General features: G+C 43.1%; 5 protein-coding genes. All 5 read right to left on the bottom strand.

Annotated elements, in window-relative coordinates:
• A partial coding sequence (gene murG / locus IT392_02595; GenBank protein MCC6543374.1) for an undecaprenyldiphospho-muramoylpentapeptide beta-N-acetylglucosaminyltransferase occupies positions 1-973 on the bottom strand: 973 nt, incomplete at its 3' end.
• 81 nt (positions 974-1,054) lie between these two features.
• The gene (gene ftsW, locus IT392_02590; GenBank protein ID MCC6543373.1) at positions 1,055-2,236 is read right to left on the bottom strand and encodes a putative lipid II flippase FtsW; all 1,182 of its coding nucleotides are present in this window, start codon (positions 2,234-2,236) and stop codon (positions 1,055-1,057) included.
• On the bottom strand, positions 2,212-3,570 hold the full coding sequence (locus tag IT392_02585) for a UDP-N-acetylmuramoyl-L-alanine--D-glutamate ligase (GenBank protein MCC6543372.1): 1,359 nt from the start codon (positions 3,568-3,570) through the stop codon (positions 2,212-2,214). The genes ftsW and IT392_02585 overlap by 25 nt, the downstream gene beginning before the upstream one ends.
• A 15-nt stretch (positions 3,571-3,585) precedes the next feature.
• A complete protein-coding gene (locus IT392_02580) occupies positions 3,586-4,662 on the bottom strand; it encodes a phospho-N-acetylmuramoyl-pentapeptide-transferase (protein MCC6543371.1) in 1,077 nt (358 codons plus the stop codon).
• Entirely contained in the window at positions 4,659-6,062 is a 1,404-nt protein-coding gene (locus IT392_02575; GenBank protein ID MCC6543370.1) for a UDP-N-acetylmuramoyl-tripeptide--D-alanyl-D-alanine ligase, read from the bottom strand. The genes IT392_02580 and IT392_02575 overlap by 4 nt, the downstream gene beginning before the upstream one ends.
• Positions 6,063-6,070 lie beyond the last annotated feature (8 nt).

Genomic DNA, 6,070 nt, shown 5'->3' with positions numbered 1-6,070 from the left:
TATCCTTGTTATACATAAAATATTTGATCTTGTCAGCAAGAATTTTACCGCTGAGGTCTTTCTCCAAAATTACCTCTGCGCTGCCCATCGTTTGCATGTATTCTGCGTTGCTCCTCTGATGATCATGCGCGGCATGAGGATAGGGAATCAGTATAGAAGGACGGCCGCTTGCGGATATTTCAGCTATAGTAGTAGCGCCTGCCCTGCATATCACAATGTCTGATTTTCCATACATGTCAACGATGTTATATACATAAGGTGCAACTTCAGCGTCAATTCCTGCCTTTTTGTAAGACTCATCTACCCAGGCAAAGTCTTTTTCTCCTGTCTGGTGCAGAAATCTTATCTGTCCGGCCTTCTCCTGTAAATATTCCAGTGACTCTACTATACCTTTATTTATTGCATGAGATCCCTGACTGCCGCCAAAAATGAAGACTGTAAATGTCCGTCCGGCGTTGTATTTGCAGTCAGATATTCCCCTTCTCACGGGATTGCCAAGAACATCCACCTTTCTATTGAAAAACTTATCTGATCCATCGAATGCGACAACAACCCTGTCTACTATCCTCGATAGAAATCTGTTTGTTGTTCCCGGGTAAAGGTTTTGTTCCATAATCATCGTCGGATACCTCATTATGGATGCAGCAGAGAGCATCGGAGCTGATGCATAACCTCCAACACCTACTACGACATCCGGTTTAAAACGTCTTAGAACGAAGAATGATTTGATAAATCCACCGGCTATCTTCATGAGTGACGTGAATTTTGAGATCATGTTTTTATTGATAACTCCACCAGCAGGTATCGTTTCCAATCTGTACCCCTCCTTAGGTAATATCCTTGATTCAATACCGGTTTTAGTCCCGACAAAAAGGACATCTGATTCCGGTTCCTGTCTGTATATCTCTTCAGCCACTGCTATACCCGGATACAGATGACCTCCGGTACCCCCTCCTGCTATTATTACGCGCATATATTTAAGTTATATATAAAAAACATATCTCAAAAAAACATCTGTATCTTTTCCACCAACGTTAAGGGATGATATAGAATATTAATGGTCATTTTGTGCCCTGATGTTTGTTTTATGCGTCTTAAATAAATTTGTTTCCATTTTATGCATAACAGGTGATCTGCCTGAGATGGCATATAATATACCAACTAATATCATGTTAGTCAGTAAGGAAGTACCTCCAAAACTAAGAAAAGGCAGTGCCAGTCCCTTTGTTGGAAAAAGTCCTGTAACCACATAAAGGTTCATGATAATCTGAATACCGATAAAGATTGTGATACCTGATGCCAGATAACCCTCAAATGAACCCCAGTGATTCCTGATTATTATCAGGCATCTCCATAGAAAGAACATAAACATCAGTGTTACTGCAAGACATCCTGCGAATCCAAGTTCCTCTCCTACAACTGAGAAAATAAAATCCGTATGTGCTTCGGGAAGGAAAAATAGTTTTTGCCTGCCGCCGCCGACCCCCCTGCCTAATATGCCCCCGTTTCCAAATGCCAGAAAGGACTGAACAATCTGATAGCTGACACCGCTTGGATCATCCCACGGATGCAGAAACGCAGTAATCCTCCTTGCCCTGTAACCCACGTTAAGAATAAGAATGATCACAAGAGGAAGAGCGGATAGAAATAGTCCTGAGATATGCAGAATCCTTGCCCCCCCGATAAACAGCAATATTCCTGAACCTATGCTGATGACAAGGACAGTCCCCAGGTCTGGTTCTACCACTATAAGTAAAGACATAAACCCAATTATAAGAAGTGGAGGGATGAATCCGTTGAAAAAGTCTTTAATCTTGTCACCCTTCTTTATCAGATATGCTGAAAGGTAAATAATGAGCGATACCTTTGCCAGCTCTGAAGGCTGAAAAGAGAGGGGGCCAAGCCGGAACCACCTTCTGGAATTATTAATCTCCGTACCCACCCCAGGGATCAATACCATAATCAGGAGAATGCCGGATAAAACAATCAGCGGCAAATGGATCCGTTTATAAACATCCATGTCAATTTTCGAAACCAGCAGCATAACAGTTACTGAAATAATCATCCAGATAGCCTGTCTCTTTAAGAAATAAAAAGAGTCGCCATATTTCTGAAGGGACGTCATGGCACTTGCGCTGTAGATCATGATAAGTCCTAATCCTGCAAGGCTCATGACTATGGCTAACAGTAAATTATCCTTCTTGCTGAAATTTAACCGGAGCTGGTTAGTTTCCATACAATCTCCTTGAATTGTTTTCCGCGGTCTTCAAAGTTCCTGAACATATCAAAGCTTGCACAGGCAGGGGAGAGGAGTACTACATCTCCTTTGACTGCTTCTCTGTGTGCTATACTTACAGCCTCGTTCAGAGACGACGCAAATGATGTTTCAGTAACACTTCCGACAACCGATGCTATTTTATCTCGTGCCTCGCCAATGAGAATAAGTCTTTTTACTCTTTCCTTAATAAGCGGTTTGAGCGGGGAGAAGTCACTTCCTTTATCTCTGCCGCCTGCTATTAATAGAAGTGGGTACTTGAAGCTCTCAATGGACTTTATAACAGCCCCGACATTTGTCCCCTTCGAGTCATTAATATATTTGACTCCATGGATCTCTCTCACAAACTCCAGCCTGTGTTCGAGACCTGTAAACCTTTCCAAGGCAGTCTCAATGGAATTTTGATCACAGCCAGCGAGGATTCCTGCGGCTGCAGATGCCATCGCATTTTCAAGATTATGTACTCCCTTGATGCCGAGACGTGATATTTCACAAACCCTGAAGCTTTCCCCATTTATTTCAGAGATTATCCACCCGTCTTCAGTGTAAATGCCTTTTTTTATTTTCCTTTTCCTGCTGAAAAAAACAGAGTGGCATTTGATCCTTCCGGATACATTACGACTCCAGGGTTCATCTCCGTTTAAAATCGCAGCATCATCTTTTCCCTGGTTCTCAAAGAGCCTGAATTTTGCCTCCGAATATTCTGATATACTTTGGTATCTGTCCAGATGATCAGGAGAAACATTAAGCAGAACGGATATCTTCGGCCTGAACTCTTCTATAGTCTCAAGCTGAAAACTGCTTATCTCAGCCACGATCCAGTCAGCCATGCTTCCGGATAGTACATAGTCGCTGAGCGGAGTGCCTAAATTGCCACCTACAAATACAGTGCAGCCGCATGCCTTCAGAATTTCACCAATCAACGTCGTTGTTGTAGACTTTCCATTGGACCCTGTGATTGCAATTAAAGGCCTGTCAATAAAGCGGCAGGCAAGCTCTATCTCACTGATAATCCTTACACCCTGTTTTCTTGCCATAGACAAAGGTTCAATTTTTTTTGAGACGCCTGGACTTAGAATAATAAGGTCAGAGGATGTGAAGGACTCTGTCCTGTGACCTCCGGCCTCTACGTTTACTCCAACGGCCGCAAGTCCATTTGCCTCATCTGAGAGCTTCTCAGCAGGGTTGCTGTCGGTTGCAGTGACGATTGCTCCCTTGCTTAGTAATAGACGTGACGCAGCTATTCCGCTCTTGCCAAGGCCGACTACGAGTGTTTTTTTACCTTTCAGGTCTATTGTATTCACCGGATATTACCTCAGTTTCAATGTGCTCAATGCGAGCAGACCCAGCACAATTGCTATTATCCAGAACCGGACGATAATTTTAGGTTCCTGCCAGCCCTTAAGTTCATAATGATGGTGAAGAGGCGCCATAAGAAAGACCCTCTTGCCATGCAGCCTGAATGAGGCTACCTGAAATATGACAGAAATAGTCTCAACAACAAAAATACCGCCAACAATAAGCAAGAGCAGTTCATGCTTTGCGATAACAGCAACAGTTCCAAGGAGCGCCCCGAGTGGAAGTGACCCTACATCACCCATGAACACCGAGGCCGGATATGTGTTAAACCAGAGAAAACCGAGTCCTGCTCCGAATACAGCGCCGCACAATATCGCCAGTTCACCGGAACCATTTATAAAAGGTATCAGAAGGTAAGTTGCGATCTTGGCATGCCCGGCGACATACGTTATGATTGTGTAGACAAGTGTAACAACAATTACCGGACCTATGGCCAGCCCATCAAGTCCATCAGTGAGGTTAACAGCATTTGATGTGCCGACAATTATAAATATTACGAACGGGATATAAAACCATCCGAGGTCAGGGTTAAAATCCTTTAAAAATGGGATGCTAAGTATCGTAGAATATGCTGGAAGACAATACAGCGCAATCGCAACGAGGGTAGCCACTGCTATTTGCAACGTGAATTTATATTTCCCTCTCAAACCTTCTGACTTCTTTCTTACAACCTTAAGATAATCGTCAGTAAACCCTATAAGGCCAAAGCCGACCAGAACAGCCAGGACGAGCCATACATATATATTGGACAGGTCTGCCCATGAAAGGGTGGCAAGAATGACTATTATTATGATCAAAACACCGCCCATGGTCGGTGTCCCCGCCTTTGTCAGATGACTGGATGGACCATCATTCCTGACGAACTGTCCAATCTGTAATTTTTTTAACAACTCTATCATATAAGGACCAATCATGAGACACAGGACAAGGGCAGTAATGACTGAATAAACAGTCCTGAGCGTAATATACCTGAAGACATTCAGGAAGGAATAATGATCATGCAGTGAATATAATAAATGGTATATCATTTATTCAGACTCTCTCTAAGTCCTTCCACTATTCTCTCCATCTTCATACCCCTGGAACCCTTTACCAGTACGATGTCACCGGTTGTTATCCATTCTTTTATCTGCTCAAGGGTATGTGGATAATCGTTAAATGCCTTAACATTATTTTCGCTCATCCCCGCTTCTACGGCGCCTTCCGCAACATAGCCAGCGAACTCTCCGACTGAAATCAGCCCGTCTGTACCCGCCCCGGCAATGTAAATACCAAGGTCACGATGGGCCATTATTGTATTTTCTCCCAGTTCCAGCATGTCGCCAATGACTGCAAACCGCCTGTTCCCGGCCTTGAAATTTTTCAACATATCAATAGCCGCGACCATGGAAGCCGGGTTTGCATTATATGTATCATTGATAATATAAATCTCTCCCACCTTTTCTACAGCACTTCTCATCCTGACAGGCGAAAATCTCTCCAAACCTGACTTGATGTCTGTAATCGCTATCCCATGTGCATAAGCGGCTGCCGCAGCACTGAGTGCATTATAGATATTGTGGATTCCTATGGCATGCAGTTTTATGTCTATTCTGCCTGCAGGGCATATGAGGTTAAACGAAATACTGTCAGCCGATTTTCCCTGAGCAACGGTCTCATAAGATTCTATATGCACATCAGCATCAGGTGAAATTCCAAAACTTATAATTCTGCCCGCAGACATTGCCTTGAATACATCAAAGAATTTGTCATCCCTGTTTAAAATACAGAAACCGTTCGAGGGGATGAATTTGAGTATTTCCCCCTTTGCCTCTGCGACATTTTCGATCCTTCCCAGTTTTTCCAGATGAGTTGGACCTATATTTGTAATTACTGCTGAATCAGGGGAAGCAATATAGCATAATCTCGAAAGTTCACCGCGGTCACTAATGCCCATTTCAATTATAGCCGTTTTATACGATGAATCGAGTCTTAATAAGGTGAGAGGAACCCCTATATGATTATTTAAATTTCCTTCATTCTTTAAAACATGCGATTTCTGGCTCAGAATAGACCAGAGCATTTCCTTTGTTGTTGTTTTTCCATTACTCCCTGTTATCCCGGTTACAGGGATAGTGAACTTGTTGCGATAGAACCTTGCGGTCTCCTGCAGGGCCAGTATGGTGTCGCTGACACTTAATATTATCCTGTCCTGAGGAATAGAACCTGACAGCGGATAATCTCCGTTGACTATAGCGCCACAGGCCCCTTTTTTAATCGCCTCTTCTATAAAATTATGCCCGTCAAACACATCTCCCTTAATCGCAATAAAGAGTTCTCCATCTTTAATGTTACGCGAATCTATTGATATTCCGGCTGCAGTAAGCTCAAGATTTCCCTGAATGAGTTGACCGCCGGTTGCCTTTACTATTTCATCTATTGTTAACATTTCACCTT

The sequence above is a fragment of the Nitrospirota bacterium genome (genome assembly GCA_020846775.1).
In the GTDB taxonomy this organism is placed as follows: Bacteria; Nitrospirota; 9FT-COMBO-42-15; order HDB-SIOI813; family HDB-SIOI813; genus RBG-16-43-11.
Note: the sequence above shows the minus strand (reverse complement) of the source record. Positions and strands in the feature narration are given on the sequence as shown.